Source organism: Kitasatospora sp. NPDC057595 (assembly GCF_042800875.1).
Taxonomy (GTDB): Bacteria; Actinomycetota; Actinomycetes; order Streptomycetales; family Streptomycetaceae; genus Kitasatospora.
Genome location: NZ_JBHVGL010000021.1, coordinates 18734 through 33152, shown reverse-complemented (window position 1 = coordinate 33152; position 14419 = coordinate 18734). Strand labels below are relative to the sequence as shown.

Below are 14419 nucleotides of genomic sequence, written 5' to 3'. Positions count from 1 at the left end.
AATACGGATCATGCCGCGCCCTCCCCTGCTCACCGGCCCCGACGGCCCCTCCGGTCCGCTCACCCCGACGGCGGCCGGCGCCCGGCGCGCCGCCCGCCCCGGCCGGGTCGCCGCCGCCCGCTACCGGCCCCGGCTGGCGGCGCTCGCCGCCGGGGCGGTGCCGGTGCTCGCCTTCCCCGCACCCGGGGTGGCGGCACTCGCCTGGGTCGCGCTGGTCCCCGGCCTGCTGCTGATGCAGCGGGCCCCGGGGCCGCGCGAGGCGGCGGTGCGCGGCTGGTGGTTCGGCGCCGGGTTCATCCTGACCGGGATGTCCTGGCTGCTGTCCTCGGTCGGGCCGGCCCTGCCGCTGATCGCCGTGGTGTTCGGGTCGCTGCAGGCCGGGGTGGGCCTCGCGGTGTGGCGGCTGCTGCACCCGCCGCTGACGGTGCGCCGGGCGCTGCTCGCGCCGCCGGTGGTCGCCGCGGTCTGGCTGACCACCGAGTACGCGCGCTCCCTGCCGGCGCTGGGCGGGCCGTGGGCGCTGCTCGGCGCCACCCAGTGGCAGCACCCGGCCGTCCTGGCGCTGGCCTCGGCCGGCGGGATCTGGCTGGTCAGCGCCGCCGTGGTGGCGGTCAACACCGCCGTGCTGGTGGTGCTCACCGCCGTCGACCCGCGCCCGCGGGCCGCCGCGGCGCTGCTCGCCGTCGGATCGCTGGTGGCCGGGCCGCTGCTGTTCGCGCTGCGCCCGGCGCCACCGGCCGCCCCGGAAGGGGCCGAGGAGGTGCGGATCGCCCTGGTCCAGCCCGGGATCGTCGAGGATCCGCAGGCCCGTTTCGAGGCCAGCGCCCGCGCCACCGCCGCCCTGGTCGGGCAGCACCCGGTGGACCTGGTGGTGTGGGGCGAGTCCAGCACCACCGCCGACCTCGACCGCGATCCGGCGGCGCTCGGGCGGCTGCGCGCGCTGTCCGCCGCGACCGGGGCCGAGCTGCTGGCGGGCGAGGACGCGCGCAAGGCGGACGGGCGGATCTCCAAGGACGCGGTGCTGGTGTCGCCGCAGGGCGTGGTCGACCGGTACCGCAAGATCCGGCTGGTGCCGTTCGGCGAGTACATCCCGCTGCGACCGGTGCTCGGCTGGGTCGCCGGGGTCAGCCGGGCAGCGGGCGAGAACCGGGCGCCCGGCAGTGACCAGCACCTGCTGCCGACGGTGGACCGGGAGGGGCGGGCGCTGCCGGTCGGGGCGCTGATCTGCTTCGAGTCGGCGTTCCCCGACATGGCGCGGACGGCGGCGCGCGAGGGCGCCCGGGTGCTGGTCTACCAGTCGTCGACCTCGACGTTCCAGCGGAGCTGGGCGCCCGAGCAGCACGTCTCGCTGGCCGCGATCCGGGCCGCCGAGACCGGCCGGCCGGCCGTGCAGGCCTCGCTCACCGGGGTGTCGGCGGCCTTCGACGCGCAGGGGCGGGAGCTGGCGCGGCTGAGTACGGACGACACCGGCGCCCTGGTCGTGCGGGTGCCTCTGACCGCTCCGGCCACGTCCACCTGGTACCTGCGGGTGGGGGACGTGGTGCCGCTGACGGCCGTCCTGGTGACGGCCGGCGCGGCGGCGGTCGCGCTGCGCCGGCGTCAGCCCCCGGACGCGCCCCTGGTCTCCGAGCGGTAGTAGAGGCCGAACGCCGCGCCCAGCGGGTCGCGCAGCACGGCGATCCGCAGGCCGCCGCCCGGTACGTCGACCGGCGCCATCAGCACGCTCGCGCCGAGGCCGCCGGCCCGGGCGGCCGAGACGTCCACGTCGGCGACCGAGAAGTACGGCAGCCAGTGCGGCGGCACCTGCGGCGGGAAGTCCTCGCCCATGGTCAGCATGCCGCCGAAGTCCCCGTCGGCCAGGCCCCACTGGGTGTACTGCGCGGACGGGCCCGCCTTCCAGCCGAACACCGCCGGGTAGAAGGCGCGGGCGGCCTCGGGATCCCGGGTGAGCAGTTCCACCCAGCCGAGCGCGCCGGGCACGTTGAGCACCTCGGCGCCGCGCAGCCGGCCCGCCTGCCAGAGCCCGAACACCGCGCCGGACGGGTCGGCCACGATCGCGAACCGGCCGTAGTCCAGCGCGTCCATCGGCTCGACGACCACGCTGCCGCCCGCCGCGACCACGCTGCGGGCGGTGGCGTCGGCCTCCTCGACCAGGAAGGAGACGCTCCAGGCGGTCGGCTGGCCCTCGCCGTAGAGCGGGGCCACCGACGCGGCCACCGCGCCGTCCAGCCGCATGAACGTGTAGCCACCGGCCTCGGGGCGCTCGTCGGGCTCCGGCCGCCAGCCGAACAGCTCGCCGTAGAACCGCTGGGCGGCCACCGGATCGGCACTGCCGTGCTCGACCCAGCACGGCCCGCCGGTCGTCACCGTCTGCTGCTTCATCGCGGGCCTCCTCAGCCGATGTCCAGGACGACCTTGCCGCGCGCGTGCCCCGACTCGACGAGCGCCACCGCCTCGGCGGCGCGGGACAGCGGGTAGCGGCTGACGATGTGCGGGTCCAGTTCGCCCGCGGCCACGAGTTCGGCCAGCGCGGCCAGGGTCTCCGGGCTGGTGGACCGGGTGATGTAGCGGCCGCCGAGCTCCTGGGCGGTGGTCGGGTCGGAGGTGGAGACCAGCCGGGAGCGGTCGTCCAGGGTGACGGCGGCCGCCCGGGCGTCGTCCCCGCCGACCAGGTCGAGGATGCCGTCCACGCCGTCCGGCGCGGCCGCCCGGATCCGGTCGGCGACGCCGTCGCCGTAGCGCAGCTGCACCGCGCCCAGTGAGGTCACGTACTCCCGGTTGGCGTCGCCCGCGGTGCCGATGACGCGCACGCCGCGGCTGCGGGCGATCTGGGCGGCCATGCTGCCGACGCCGCCGGCGATGCCGAGGATCAGCAGGGTCTGCCCGGCGCCCACGCCGACGTCGCGGACCCCGTCGTCGGCGGTCGCCGCCGCCACCGGCAGGGTGGCGGCCTGGTCGAAGCCGACCTTCGACGGCTTCACCGCGCTCGACGCGGCGGCGAGCAGCGTCTGTTCGGCGAACGCGCCGGCCGCCGCGATCCCGAACACCTCGTCGCCCGGGGTGAACCCCGTGACGCCGGGGCCGACGCGCTCGACCACGCCGGCCGCCTCGGAGCCCATCACGGCGGGCAGTTCGCGCACCTGGCCGAGCCAGCCCCGGCGGACCTTCCAGTCGACCGGGTTCACCCCGGCCGCCCGGACGGTGATCGCCAGCTGCCCCAGCCCTGGCTCCAGCACCGGCCGGTCCAGGAACTCCTGATTCTCCGGCCCGCCGTAGTCGACGAACCCGAACGCCTTGGCCATCCCCGCTCCCACTCTCCGCTCGACGGCCCCCGCCCCAGCATGCGGGCGGGGGCCGCCCGGAGGTGGTTCTACTGGGCCACTCGGACGACCGGGATCCAGAGCTCGGCCTCGGCCCGGTCGCCGTCCGGCCGCACCCGCAGGATCTCGGGGCCGTGCCGGAACTCGTAGGGGTTGGAGGGGAACCACTGGGTGAAGACGTCCCGCCACAGCTCCTGCAGCGCGCGCGGGTACGGCCCGCTGTTCGCGAACACCGCCCAGGTGCCGGCCGGGAGCTCGCGCACGTCGAGGTCCGCCGGCGCCTCGCTCCCTGCCCCGGTCACCACCGCGTGGTAGTAGTCCAGCGGTACGCCCTCCTCCCGGCTGTCCGAGAAGAACTCGGTGACCGCGACGATGCCCTCCGGCTCCTGCTCCGACAGGGCCGCGATCCGGTCGATCTCCGCCCGCCCGAGGCCCTGGACGAACGCGGCGATCGCCGGGTTCACCCCCTCGTGGACCAGGGGGACCCGGGCCCGCCGGCCCACGATCCGCAGGGCCGGCCGCTCGATGACCCGGTACTCCATACTGCTACTCCCTTCGACGACGAGCCGGAAGGACATCCGGGGCTGGGAGACCAGCACCGCGCCGGAGCGCCGGGCCTCGCCGGGGCCGACCCCGTGCATCGCCCGGAACGCCCGGGCGAAGGCCTCGCCCGAGCCGTAGCCGTGGCGGACCGCGACGTCGAGCAGTGTGCGCTCGCCGGCCAGCACCTCGGCACCGGCCAGGGTGAGCCGGCGCCGGCGCAGGTACTCGGAGAGCGGCATCCCGGCGAGCGCCGAGAACAGCCGCCGGAAGTGGTACTCCGATGTCACCGCGATCCGGGCGAGTTCGGCCGCGTCGACCTCCTGGCCGAGATGCGCCTCGATGTACTCCATGGCCTCGTTGAGCCGGTCCAGCACCGTTCCCCGCCCCCGTCCTTCCCTCTGACGCTCCTCACCGTAGGCGGCGGCCGCCCGCCCGGGCCCGACAACCGGTGCCCGCTGCGGTCGGGTGGCCCGGCCCGTTCACCGGGATCACCGGGATCACCGGGATCACCGGGATCACCGGGAAACGCGCCGCCTCCCCGGCCGGTGCCGCGGGGACCGGTCGGGGAGGCGGGGTGGTCGTGCGGTGGTGCGGCGGCCTCGCGGCCGGGGGTCAGATCAGGCCCTGCGCCAGCATGGCGTCCGCCACCAGCTCGAAGCCGGCGATGTTGGCACCCAGCACGTAGTCACCGGGGCGGCCGTACTTCTCCGCCGTGGTGTGACAGGCGGTGTGGATGTTCCGCATGATCTCGGCCAGCCGCTCCTCGGTCCGCTCGAAGGACCACTCGTCGCGCGAGGCGTTCTGCTGCATCTCCAGCGCGCTGGTGGCGACGCCGCCCGCGTTGGCCGCCTTGCCCGGCCCGAAGGCCACGCCGGCCTCCAGGAACACCCGGACCGCCTCCGGCGTGGTCGGCATGTTGGCGCCCTCGGCGACGGCGCGCACGCCGCCGCGGACCAGCGCCAGCGCGTCCGCCTCGTCCAGCTCGTTCTGGGTCGCGCAGGGCAGCGCCACGTCCACCGGGACGCTCCAGACGCCGGTGCCCTCCTGGTAGCGGACGTGGCCGCCGCGCAGCTGGGCGTACTCGGTGAGCCGGCCGCGCCGGACCTCCTTGATCTCCTTCAGCAGATCGAGGTCGATGCCCTTCTCGTCCACCACGAAGCCGGTGGAGTCGGAGGCCGTCACCACGGTCGCGCCGAGCTGCTGGGCCTTCTCGATCGCGTACAGGGCGACGTTGCCGGAGCCGGAGACGGAGACCCGCAGGCCGTCCAGCTCCTCGCCGCGGGCGCGCAGCATCTCCTGGGTGAAGATCACACAGCCGTAGCCGGTGGCCTCGGTGCGGGCCTGCGAGCCGCCCCAGCCGATGCCCTTGCCGGTCAGCACGCCCGACTCGTAGCGGTTGGTGATCCGCTTGTACTGGCCGAACAGGTAGCCGATCTCCCGGCCGCCGACGCCGATGTCCCCGGCCGGGACGTCGGTGTGCTCGCCCAGGTGGCGGTACAGCTCGGTCATGAAGGACTGGCAGAAGCGCATGACCTCGGCGTCCGAGCGGCCCTTGGGGTCGAAGTCGGAGCCGCCCTTGCCGCCGCCGATGGCGAGGCCGGTCAGAGCGTTCTTGAAGATCTGCTCGAAGCCCAGGAACTTCACGATCCCGAGGTTCACCGAGGGGTGGAAGCGCAGGCCGCCCTTGTAGGGGCCGAGCGCGCTGTTGAACTCCACCCGGAAGCCGCGGTTGACGTGGATCCGGCCCCGGTCGTCGGTCCACGGCACGCGGAAGATCACCTGGCGCTCGGGCTCGACGATCCGCTCGACGATCCGGGCGTCCGCCAGCTCGGGGCGGCGCGCCAGGACGGGGCCGAGGGTCTCCACGACCTCGTGCACCGCCTGGTGGAACTCGGGCTCGCCGGGGTTGCGGCGGAGCACCTCGGCGTACAGCGACTCAATGGCGGGGTTGCCGGCGTCGTGGGACGCAGCGGGCACGGGGGTAGCCGACATCTCTGAGGACCTTCCATGGTCTGAATCGACAGACAGGGCGCCTCCCCCGTCGTCCCGGGGGCAAAGGCACCGGCGGTCCCCTCGCCATTGAGGGCGTCACGGCGCAAAAAACACCAGCGCGGCAACTCCTGGACCGCTCGCGCGGGCACAGTCTCTCATTGCAACCCCCTGTTTGTCCGCCCCTGTCCGAGCGGACCTCTCCCCGCAACCCGCTCGTGAGCTGCGCCGACCCCCGATGGACCCCCTTCCGGATGTTGTTCAAATTGGAACTACCTAGTACCGTCGACACCCGAGCCCCACCCGAACCGCCCGTCACGAAAGGCCCGGCCATGCCGCAGCTGCAGCAGAACGACTCCTCCCAGGCCGCCGGCGCCGTGCGGGTGCGGGCCCGGGTGCGGATACCGCTCGCCTTCCCGGACGGGTACCGCACGGAGGCGGAGGTGTTCACCTTCCACGGGCTGGCCGACGGCGCCGAGCACCTGGCGCTGGCGCTCGGCACGGTGCCCGAGGGCGCGACGCCGCTGGTGCGGCTGCACTCGGAGTGCCTGACCGGCGACGTCTTCGGCTCCGCCCGGTGCGACTGCGGCCCGCAGCTGCGCGAGGCCGTCGAGCGGATCGCCACCGCCGGCGGGTACCTGCTGTACCTGCGTCAGGAGGGGCGCGGCATCGGCCTGTACAACAAGCTGGACGCCTACGCCCTGCAGGACTCCGGCCTCGACACCTACGACGCCAACACCGCGCTCGGCCTGCCGGAGGACGGGCGCGACTACACCGCCGCCGCCCAGATGCTCGGCGCGCTCGGCGTCGGCGGGGTCGAGCTGCTGAGCAACAACCCCGACAAGGCCGCCCAGCTGGCCGCCCTCGGCGTCACCGTCGAACTCCGGGTGCCGACCGGCGTGCACGTCTCGGAGAGCAACGTCCACTACCTGCGCGCCAAGGCGGAGCGGACCGGGCACTCGATCGAGCTGTCCCGGCTGGTGGGCTGAGCAGCCCCGCGGCCCTGCTGCCCGCGGCCCTCCTGCCCCGCGGCCTTCCTGCCCCGCGGCCGGCGGGCGCCCGCGCGGGCGCTCAGCCGGCGACCGGGCGCCCGCGCGGCTCCTCGGTGATCCGGCGGGCGATCTCGGCCGGGCGCACCGGGCGGCCGAAGTGCCAGCCCTGCGCCCAGTCGCAGCCGATGACGCGCAGCCGCTCGGCGTCCCGGCCGGTCTCCACACCCTCCGCGGTGACGGTCAGTCCGAGGGCGTGCGCCATCGACACCAGGCCGCTGACGATCCGCCAGCCGGTCTCCTCGTCCTTGGCCGGGTCGTGCAGGTCGCCGACGAAGGAGCCGGCGATCTTCAGGCCGGAGACCGGCAGGTCGCGCAGGTAGGCGAGGTTGGACCAGCCGGTGCCGAAGTCGTCCACCGCGAGCGAGACGCCGAGGCCGACCAGGCCGTGCAGGGTGCGCAGCGCCTCGTCCTCCGGGCCGACCACGGTGGACTCGGTGATCTCCAGCTGGAGCCGGGCCGGGTCGAGGCCGGTGGTGTCCAGGATCCGGCCCAGGTCGCCGACCAGGGCGGCGCTGCGGGCCTGCCGGACCGCCAGGTTGACGTTGAGCTGGGGCGCCGCGTCGCCGAACCGCTTGATCCACTCGGCGGCCTGGCCGCAGGCCTGCTCCAGCACCCAGCGGCCGAGCGGCATGATCAGCCCGGTCTCCTCGGCGGTGGTGACGAACTCGTCCGGGCCGAGCACGCCGAGCTGCGGGTGGCGCCAGCGCACCAGCGCCTCGACGGCGGTGAGCCGGCCGTCGGCGAGCGCGTAGAGCGGCTGGTAGTCGATGAAGAACTCGCCGCGGTCGAGGGCGGCGGGCATCCGCACCGAGACCGCGTAGCGGGAGACCGCGCGGGCGTTCTCCTTGGGGTCGAAGAGGATCCAGCGGCCCCGGCCGGCCTCCTTGGCGCGGTAGAGCGTCAGGTCGGCGGCGCGGACGGCGGCGCCGGGGGTGGTGGTGGAGACCCGGCGCTCCAGGACGCCGACGCTGGCGCCGACGGCCAGCTTGTGGTCGCCGATCAGCACCGGGCCGGAGAGCGCCTTCAGCACGGTCTTGGCGGCGGCGACCGCCTCCTGCTCGCCGCGGCTGTTCTCCAGCAGGACGACGAACTCGTCGCCGCCGAGCCGGGCGACCAGGTGCCCGAGCGGGCCGAGCGCGGCCTTCAGCCGGGCGGCGACGGCGCACAGCAGCTCGTCGCCGGTGTCGTGGCCGAGGCTGTCGTTGACCACCTTGAAGCCGTCGAGGTCGACGTAGCAGAGGCCGAACCGGGCGCCCGGGTCCGGGTCCTCGAAGAGCTTCTCCAGCCGTTCGAAGAACGCCGCCCGGTTGGGCAGACCGGTCAGCGGATCGTGGGTGGCCTGGTGACGCAGCCGGTCCTGGAGCCGGTAGCGGTCGGTGACGTCCTCCAGCATGGCCACCTGGTACTGCGGCACGCCGTCGTCGTCGCGGATCAGCGAGACCGTCAGATGGGTCCAGATGATCTCGCCGTCCTGGCGGTAGTACGGCTTGTCGAACTGGAAGTAGTCACGCTTGCCGCTGATCAGCTCCTCGTAGGCCTCCCAGACGCCGTCGGTGTCCTCGGGGTGGACGAGGTCGCCGACCCGGCGGCCGATCATGTCCTCGGGGCCGGCCCCGAAGAGGTCCTGGAGGGCCTTGTTGGCGGCCAGGATGTTGCCGTCGGTGTCGCCGATGCCGATGCCGATGGCGGCACTCTCGAACAGCGCGCGGAAGCGGGCCTCGGAGGCGCGCAGCGCCCGCTCGGCCTCCTTGCGGGCGACATCGGCGGCGGTGCGGATGGCCTCCTGCTCGCGCAGGGTGCGCTCGCGCAGCGCGGCCGCCCAGCCGGCCGCGAAGGCGCCGCTCAGCGCGGGGCCGCGGCCGTCGGCGGCGGGGTGGCGCTGGAGCAGCTCGACCGCCCGGGCGAGCACCACCGGGTCGGTGAAGTGGGCGTCGACCAGTTCGGCCCCGGCCGTGGAGGCCAGGTGGGGTTCGAAGGGGTGGTCGAGCTGGGCGCGGTGGAGCAGGCCCGCGGTCCGGGAGACGAGCCGGCCGAGCAGGCCGGGGTGGACCGCCGTCCCGTGGTCACCGGAGAGCAGCCGCGCCCAGTCCTCGTGGAACCGTTCGGCGCTGCTGCTCGGTTCCGGTGCCTCCGTCACGGACGGAGCCCCACGCCCGCCACGCCGGCGATCCGCTCGGGGTGCTCGCCGACCGTCCCGGGCTGCTCCGGGCGCCACTGCGGCAGGTGGACGATGCCGGGCTCGACCAGCTCGAAGCCCTCGAACATCGCGGCGATCTGCTCGTGGGTGCGCATGGTCAGCGGGGTGGGCGTCATCCGGTACAGCCGCTGGTGGTCCTCGGCCTGGTCGGGGCGGCTCTCCAGGGAGGCGTGGGAGAGCACGAGGGCGCTGCCCGGCGGGAGGGCGTCGCGGATCACCGCGATCAGCTTCCACGGGTCCTCGGCGTCCTCGACGAAGTGCATGACGGCGACCAGCAGGACGGCCACCGGCTCGCCGGCGGCGAGCAGGGCGGTCACCTCGGGGCGGGACATCAGGTCCTCGACGTCCCGCAGGTCGGCCTGGACGACGGAGCTGCCCGGGTCGTCCTCCAGCAGCAGGCGGCTGTGCGCGACGGCGACCGGGTCGCGGTCCACGTAGACGACCTGCGCCTCGGGGCGGATGGCGCGGGCGATCTCGTGCACGGAGTTGAAGGTGGGGATCCCGGAGCCGATGTCCAGGAAGCGGCCGATGCCGCGCTCGGCGGCGAACTGGACGGCGCGGCGCAGGAAGGCCCGGTTGGAGCGCATGATCTGCGGCAGTTCCGGCCACAGCGCGATGGCCTTGCGGGCCATCTCCCGGTCGACCTCGAAGTTGTGCGAGCCACCGAGGTAGTAGTCGTAGACGCGTGCGGCGTTCGGTTTGTCCAGGTCCGTGCCCTCCGGTACCCAGTTCGGTCGCCGCATCCTCGGGACTCCTTCGCTCCGGATCCGGTGGATCTGGTGGATCTGGTGGACCAGCCGCCGAATGTGGCAGCTGTGACTGATGAGACTACAAGCACAAAAGATCCTCCTCTGCACGCCGAACGCATGCAAGCGGAGTGACCCACTCCACCCCGGGCCGCGCCGCCGGCTCCCCGGCTCCTCCCGGCGCCGTGCCCAGCGCCCCGGCCCGCGCCGCTACAGTGCGTCCCGTGGACCCCAACCACTACCGGTTCCACGGGGTGTGGCGGCTGGCCGCGCCGCCGCGGGACGTGTTCGAGGCGCTCGCCGACGTCGCCGGGTACCCGGGCTGGTGGCCGGAGATCCGGGCCGTCCGGGAGACCGGGCCGGAGCGCGGCGAGGTGCTGGTGCGCGCGCTGCTCCCCTACCGGCTGGTCATCGGGCTCACCGCCGTCCGGCGGGACCCCGGCGCCAGGGTGCTGGAGGCGGCCATGCACGGCGACCTCACCGGCTGGTCGCGCTGGACGGTCACCGAGGACGGCGCGGGCGGCGCCCTGGCCCTGTTCCAGGAGGACACCCGCCCGGCCAAGCCGCTGCTGCGCCGGCTCGCGCTTCCCGCCCGGCCGCTCTTCCGCGCCAACCACGCGGTGATGATGCGACGGGGCCGGCGCGGTCTGGCAGCGCACCTGGCCGCCCGCCGCGCGCCGGGCGACTGAGGCGCGCGCCCGCGTGCACCTGCGCACGCCCGCGCAGGCCTTCGTGCACCCCGGCGCACCCGGGTTCACCGACTGTTCACCCTTTCGCATCGCCCCGGCCTGCGGCGATGCGCCTTCGCCCGATGTTTGCGCGGCGCCCCCGCATGGTCCGGGGCAGACTGGGCAGGGTAGACCGGGCCGCACCCGTGTCCAGAAGGATGGTGAGTCCGGTGATACCCCTTCGACCGCCCAACCCCACCGACCGGCAGAGCACCGCACCGCGCGCCGACGCGGTGACCCCGCTCACCGAGTCGGCCGCCCGCAGCCACATGTCGGGCGTCTGCTTCAAGATCGGCCCGCCCCGGCTGGTCGGCGTCGAGGCCGAGTGGTTCGTCCACGACGACCGATGTCCCGACCGACCGGTCCCCCCGGAACGGCTGCACGCCGCACTGGAAGCACTGCCCTTAGGCGGCCCCGACGGGACCTCGCTCCCCTCCGGATCCCGCCTCACCCTCGAACCCGGCGGTCAGGTCGAGCTCAGCTCCCCGCCCGCCGACAGCCTCACCACCTGCGTCGCCGACACCCGGCGCGACCTCGGAGCCCTGCGGGCCGCCTTCGCCGCCCAGGGCCTTCGCCTCACCGGCACCGGCACCGACCCGCTCGACCGCCCCCGCACCATGGTGCTGGACCATCCGCGCTACCTCGCGATGGAGCGCCACTTCGACGCGGCGGGCCCCTGGGGCCGGATCATGATGACGGGCACCGCCTCCCTCCAGGTCTGTCTGGACTCCGGGACGGAGGACGGCCCGCAGGCCTACCGGCGCCGCTGGCTGCTCGCCCACCGGCTCGGCCCGGTCCTGGTCGCCGCCTTCGCCAACTCGCCGCTGCTGGACGGCCGCCCCACCGGGCACCGCTCCACCCGGCAGACCGTCTGGTCCCGGATGGACCCCACCCGCACCCTCGCCCCGGCGCCCGACCACGGCGACCCGCGCGAGTCCTGGGCCGGGTACGTGCTGGACGCCGAGGTGCTCTGCGTACGCCGCCAGGACGACCGGCCGTGGACCGCGCCCGCCGGAATGACCTTCCGCGACTGGCTGCGCGGCGCCGGCGAGCACCCGCCCACCCTGGACGACCTCGACTACCACCGCACCACGCTCTTCCCGCCGGTGCGCCCCCGCGGCCACCTGGAACTGCGGATGATCGACGCCCAGCCCGGCGACGGCTGGATCGTGCCGACCGCCCTGGTCACCGCGCTGCTGGACGACCCGCTCGCCGCGGACGCCGCGCTCGCCGCCCTGGAACCGCTGCAGCCGCCGAACGGCGCGGACGACCCGCGCCCGCCGCGCAGCGACCTGTGGTGCCGGGCCGCCGCGCTGGCCACCGCCGACCCCGCGCTGCGCCGGGCCGCCCTCGCCTGCTTCGCCGCCGCCGACACCGCGCTGGGCCGGCTGCCCGGCGCCGAACGGCTGCGCGCCACCGTCGCCGCCTTCGCCGAGCGCTACCCCGCGCGCGGCCGCTGCCCGGCCGACGACCAGCTGGACGCCCTGCGCTCCGGCACCCGACGCACTCCCCCGGAGGAGGCCGCACCATGATCGACGACGCCCGCGAGGCCGGGACCGCCCACGACGCCGGGGGCGCGCCCCCGCCGGAGACCGTGCCGCCGGGGACCGTGTCGCCCGACAGCGTGTCGCCCGAGGTGCTGCGCGAGACCATCGCCGTCGAACTGCTGGCCGCCCGCGCCCGCACCGCCGCGCTCACCGACTGCGTCGAGGACCACGACCTCACCGCCCAGCACTCCCCGCTGATGTCCCCGCTGGTCTGGGACCTCGCGCACATCGGCAACCAGGAGGAGCTCTGGCTGCTGCGCAACGTCGGCGGCCGGGACCCGATGCACCCGGAGATCGACCCGCTCTACGACGCCTTCCAGCACCCGCGCGCCGAACGGCCGACCCTCCCGCTGCTGCCGCCCGCCGAGGCCCGGGCGTACGCGGGCGAGGTCCGCGGCCGGGTGCTCGACCTGCTCGCCGCCAGCCCGCTGGAGGGCGCCCCGCTGCTGGACGCCGGCTTCGCCTTCGGCATGATCGCCCAGCACGAGCAGCAGCACGACGAGACCATGCTGATCACCCATCAGCTCCGCAGGGGCGAGCCCGCACTCGCCGCTCCCCCGCCGCCGCCCGCCCCGGCGGACGCCGCCACGCTGCCCGCCGAGGTGCTGATCCCGGCCGGCCCGTTCACCATGGGCACCGACACCGAGCCGTGGGCACTGGACAACGAACGCCCCGCCCACCGCGTCGACCTGCCCGCCTACCGGCTGGACACCACCCCCGTCACCAACGCCGCCTATCTGCGGTTCCTCGCCGACGGGGGCTACGACGAGCCGCACTGGTGGACGCCCGAGGGCTGGGCGCACCGGCAGAGCGCCCGGCTGAGCGCACCGCTGTTCTGGCAGTACGAGGACGGCCAGTGGCTGCGCCGCCGCTTCGGCGTGCTGGAGCCCGTACCGCTCGACGAGCCGGTGCTGCACGTCAGCTGGTACGAGGCGGACGCCTACGCCCGCTGGGCCGGGCGCCGGCTGCCGACCGAGGCCGAGTGGGAGAAGGCCGCCCGGCACGACCCGGCCACCGGCCGCTCCCGGCGCTACCCGTGGGGCGACGGCGCCCCCGGCCCCGAGCACGCCAACCTGGGGCAGCGGCACCTGCGCCCGGCCCCGGCCGGCAGCTACCCCGACGGCCGGTCGCCGTACGGGGTACGGCAGTTGATGGGCGACGTGTGGGAGTGGACGGCCAGCGACCTGCGGCCCTACCCGGGCTTCCGGGCCTGGCCGTACCGGGAGTACTCGGAGGTCTTCTTCGGGCCGGAGTACAAGGTGCTGCGCGGCGGCTGCTTCGCGGTGGCGCCGGTCGCCTGCCGGGGCACCTTCCGCAACTGGGACTATCCGGTGCGCCGGCAGATCTTCGCCGGGTTCCGCACCGCCGCCGACGTCGACGCCGGTGACGGCGGGCGGCCCGGTGCGGGTGGCGCGGGCGGCCGCTCCGGCGGCTCCGCCGGCGGCCGGTCCGGCGCGGGGGCCGACTGATGTGCCGCCACCTCGCCTACCTGGGCGAGCCGGTGGCGCCCCGGACCCTGCTGGTGGAGCCGCCGTCCGGGCTCTACCGGCAGTCCTGGGCGCCGCGCCTGCAGCAGTACGGCACGGTCAACGCGGACGGCTTCGGCCTGGGCTGGTACGCGGACGGCGACGAGGTGCCGGCCCGCTACCGCCGGGCCGGGCCGGTCTGGGCGGACGAGTCGTTCGCCGACCTCGCCCGGGTCCTGCGCACCCGGGCACTGCTGGCGGCGGTCCGCTCGGCCACCGAGGGCTGCGCGGCGGGCGAGGAGGCGGCCGCGCCGTTCGCCGCCGGGCGCTGGCTGTTCAGCCACAACGGGGCGCTGGCCGGCTGGCCGGAGCGGACCGGCGCGCTCGCCGCGCTGCTGCCGCCGCAGGAACTGCTCGGCCTGGTGGCCCGCACCGACTCGGCGCTGCTGTGGGCGCTCGCGCTGCACCGGCTGCGCGCGGGCGCCGGGCTCGGCGACGCGCTGGCCGACACCGTCGCCCAGACCGTCGCGCACACCACCGGGCGGATCAACCTGCTGCTCACCGACGGCCGGGAGATCGCCGCCACCGCCTGGGGCGACACCCTGCACCACCGGACGGTGCCCGGGCTCGGCGTGCTGGTCGCCTCCGAGCCCTCCGACGACCACCCCGACTGGACGGCCGTGCCGGACCGGTCGCTGCTGCTGGCCGGGCCGGACGGGGTGACCGTCAAGCCGCTCTGAGCGCGGCGGCCCGGAGCCGGCGCCCGGTTCACCTCACCTCACCTCACCTCACGTCTTCACTTCTTCACTTCCTGAACAGAGGATCAACCTG

Annotated in this window: 12 protein-coding genes; 6 read left to right on the top strand and 6 right to left on the bottom strand. The window is 75.3% G+C overall.

All coding sequences use genetic code 11. The features are described 5' to 3' along the window. Positions 1-10 precede the first annotated feature (10 nt). Positions 11-1636 (top strand): apolipoprotein N-acyltransferase, encoded by a 1626-nt coding sequence (gene lnt, locus ACFU9E_RS27415; RefSeq protein WP_380683227.1) that lies wholly within the window; start codon positions 11-13, stop codon positions 1634-1636. Here the strand turns inward: lnt and ACFU9E_RS27410 are convergent. The 4 genes from ACFU9E_RS27410 to gdhA all read right to left on the bottom strand — a co-directional run bounded on the left by ACFU9E_RS27410 (position 1600) and on the right by gdhA (position 5855). After that, the gene (locus ACFU9E_RS27410) at positions 1600-2382 is read right to left on the bottom strand and encodes a VOC family protein (RefSeq protein WP_380683228.1); all 783 of its coding nucleotides are present in this window, start codon (positions 2380-2382) and stop codon (positions 1600-1602) included. The two genes, lnt and ACFU9E_RS27410, sit on opposite strands and share 37 nt — an antisense overlap. Before the next feature lie 11 nt (positions 2383-2393). Then, positions 2394-3302: an NADP-dependent oxidoreductase gene (locus ACFU9E_RS27405; RefSeq protein WP_380683229.1), complete on the bottom strand. Its 909-nt coding sequence runs from the start codon at positions 3300-3302 to the stop codon at positions 2394-2396. Between the two features lie 68 nt (positions 3303-3370). Continuing rightward, positions 3371-4237, bottom strand: a complete 867-nt coding sequence (locus tag ACFU9E_RS27400) for a GyrI-like domain-containing protein (protein WP_380683230.1) — start codon at positions 4235-4237, stop codon at positions 3371-3373. 238 nt (positions 4238-4475) lie between these two features. Next, positions 4476-5855, bottom strand: a complete 1380-nt coding sequence (gene gdhA / locus ACFU9E_RS27395) for an NADP-specific glutamate dehydrogenase (protein ID WP_380683231.1) — start codon at positions 5853-5855, stop codon at positions 4476-4478. A 329-nt stretch (positions 5856-6184) separates the two neighbouring features. Between gdhA and ribA the strand changes: the two genes are divergently transcribed. Beyond that, a complete protein-coding gene (ribA, locus tag ACFU9E_RS27390; protein WP_355374748.1) occupies positions 6185-6841 on the top strand; it encodes a GTP cyclohydrolase II in 657 nt (218 codons plus the stop codon). An 82-nt stretch (positions 6842-6923) separates the two neighbouring features. On the opposite strand, the gene ACFU9E_RS27385 is transcribed toward ribA, so the two are convergent. Together ACFU9E_RS27385 and ACFU9E_RS27380 are read right to left on the bottom strand one after the other, a co-directional pair. Then, positions 6924-9041, bottom strand: coding sequence for a putative bifunctional diguanylate cyclase/phosphodiesterase (locus tag ACFU9E_RS27385; RefSeq protein ID WP_380686271.1), 2118 nt, complete (start codon positions 9039-9041; stop codon positions 6924-6926). Then, entirely contained in the window at positions 9038-9844 is an 807-nt protein-coding gene (locus ACFU9E_RS27380; RefSeq protein ID WP_380686269.1) for an SAM-dependent methyltransferase, read from the bottom strand. The genes ACFU9E_RS27385 and ACFU9E_RS27380 overlap by 4 nt, the downstream gene beginning before the upstream one ends. A gap of 227 nt (positions 9845-10071) precedes the next feature. Between ACFU9E_RS27380 and ACFU9E_RS27375 the strand changes: the two genes are divergently transcribed. The 4 genes from ACFU9E_RS27375 to egtC all read left to right on the top strand — a co-directional run bounded on the left by ACFU9E_RS27375 (position 10072) and on the right by egtC (position 14328). Next, positions 10072-10536 carry an SRPBCC family protein gene (locus tag ACFU9E_RS27375; RefSeq protein ID WP_380686267.1) on the top strand — a complete coding sequence of 155 codons (465 nt, stop codon included), beginning with the start codon at positions 10072-10074 and terminating at the stop codon, positions 10534-10536. Positions 10537-10745: 209 nt separating this feature from the next. Then, entirely contained in the window at positions 10746-12107 is a 1362-nt protein-coding gene (egtA, locus tag ACFU9E_RS27370; RefSeq protein WP_380686265.1) for an ergothioneine biosynthesis glutamate--cysteine ligase EgtA, read from the top strand. Next, complete coding sequence (gene egtB, locus ACFU9E_RS27365; protein WP_380686263.1) at positions 12104-13591, top strand: ergothioneine biosynthesis protein EgtB; 1488 nt, start codon at positions 12104-12106, stop codon at positions 13589-13591. Before egtA ends, egtB begins: the two co-directional genes overlap by 4 nt. Further along, positions 13591-14328: an ergothioneine biosynthesis protein EgtC gene (gene egtC / locus ACFU9E_RS27360; RefSeq protein ID WP_380686261.1), complete on the top strand. Its 738-nt coding sequence runs from the start codon at positions 13591-13593 to the stop codon at positions 14326-14328. The genes egtB and egtC overlap by 1 nt, the downstream gene beginning before the upstream one ends. Positions 14329-14419: the final 91 nt, after the last annotated feature.

Bases quoted from the DNA above. Each gene is read 5' to 3' on its own strand.
- ACFU9E_RS27380 (WP_380686269.1), bottom strand. From the start codon at position 9,844: ATGCGGCGACCGAACTGGGTACCGGAGGGCACGGACCTGGACAAACCG.
- ribA (WP_355374748.1), top strand. From the start codon at position 6,185: ATGCCGCAGCTGCAGCAGAACGACTCCTCCCAGGCCGCCGGCGCCGTG.
- ACFU9E_RS27405 (WP_380683229.1), bottom strand. From the start codon at position 3,302: ATGGCCAAGGCGTTCGGGTTCGTCGACTACGGCGGGCCGGAGAATCAG.
- egtB (WP_380686263.1), top strand. From the start codon at position 12,104: ATGATCGACGACGCCCGCGAGGCCGGGACCGCCCACGACGCCGGGGGC.
- lnt (WP_380683227.1), top strand. From the start codon at position 11: ATGCCGCGCCCTCCCCTGCTCACCGGCCCCGACGGCCCCTCCGGTCCG.
- egtC (WP_380686261.1), top strand. From the start codon at position 13,591: ATGTGCCGCCACCTCGCCTACCTGGGCGAGCCGGTGGCGCCCCGGACC.
- gdhA (WP_380683231.1), bottom strand. From the start codon at position 5,855: ATGTCGGCTACCCCCGTGCCCGCTGCGTCCCACGACGCCGGCAACCCC.
- ACFU9E_RS27410 (WP_380683228.1), bottom strand. From the start codon at position 2,382: ATGAAGCAGCAGACGGTGACGACCGGCGGGCCGTGCTGGGTCGAGCAC.